We start from the raw sequence: 1,245 nt of genomic DNA on the forward strand, positions 1-1,245 counted from the left end.
GGTCCGCGGCGGCGCCGGTCCGCCGCGGACCCCCGGGCCCGCCGGTCCGCATGAGAATCGGGAGCCGATGACATGACGTCCCTCCAGGCGGCCCTCGGCGGCCGCCGCACCCTGGCCCGCGGGAACGCGTTCTGGCTGGTCGCCGCGGCCCTGGCGGCCATGACGGTGTCCATCGCGGCGCCCAGCCCGATGTACCTCGTCTACCAGCAGCGATGGCAGTTCTCCGACGCGGTGCTGACGATCGTCTTCGCCGTGTACGCCGTGGCCGTCCTCGGCAGTCTGCTGCTGTTCGGATCTCTCTCCGACGCCCTCGGCCGTCGCAGGGTCCTGCTCGGCGCGCTGGCCGTCGCGATGGCCAGCATGGTCGTCTTCGCCGCGGCGCAGAACCTCGGCTGGCTCCTGGCCGCCCGGGTCCTGCAGGGACTGGCGGTCGGCAACGCCACCGGAGCCGTGGGCGCCGCCCTCGTCGAGCTGGCGCCCGAACGGTCGCCGGGCCGGGGGACGTTGGTCAACGCCGTCGCGCCCACGGCGGGCATGGCCGCCGGCGCGCTCGGCTCCGGCCTGCTGGTGCAGTACGCCCCCGCCCCCACCGTGCTCGTCTATCTGATCCTGCTGGCCGTCTTCGCGGTCGTGTTCGCCGGGGTCCTCTTCCTGCCGGAGACGGCGCCGGGCACGGGGCAGCGCTTCCGGCCGCACCGGATCTCCGTCCCGGCGCGGGTGCGCCGCACGTTCGCGCTGCTCTCGCTGGCCGTGGTCGCGGTCTGGTCGGTCGGCGGCTTCTACCTGTCGCTGGGTCCCTCGCTGGCGCTCGAGCTGACCGGCGCCTCCGACCGGCTGATCGGCGGCGCCACGGTCGCCGTGCTGGCCGCGGCGGCGACGCTGGGCCAGCTCACCCTCGGCCGGCTGGCCCCGTTCACGACCGCGACCCGGGGGCTGCACCTGCTGCTGGGCGGGCTCGCGCTGATCCTGTGCGCGCTGTGGTGGCGGTCGCCGGTGCTCTTCTTCACCGGTACGGCGGTGCTCGGCGTCGGCTGGGGATCGACCTTCCTCGGGACCTTCAGGACCCTGGTGGGACTGGCCGAGCCCGCCCACCGGGCCGAGTCGCTGGCCGCGCTCTTCGTCGTGGCGTACCTGTCGATGAGCCTGCCCGCGGTCCTGTCGGGGACGATCACCGGCGCGGTGGGGCTGACCGGCGCGGCCGCCGCCCTCGTCGCCGCGGCGGTCCTGCTGGCCGCGGCGGCGCTG

Annotated in this window: 1 protein-coding gene; it reads left to right on the forward strand. The window is 75.6% G+C overall.

All coding sequences use genetic code 11. From position 1 onward, the window contains the following. Positions 1 to 72: 72 nt before the first annotated feature. The coding region (locus ACWJ6R_RS36645; protein ID WP_449066595.1) for an MFS transporter at positions 73 to 1,245 on the forward strand (1,173 nt) is incomplete at its 3' end.

Source organism: Planomonospora algeriensis (assembly GCF_977012225.1).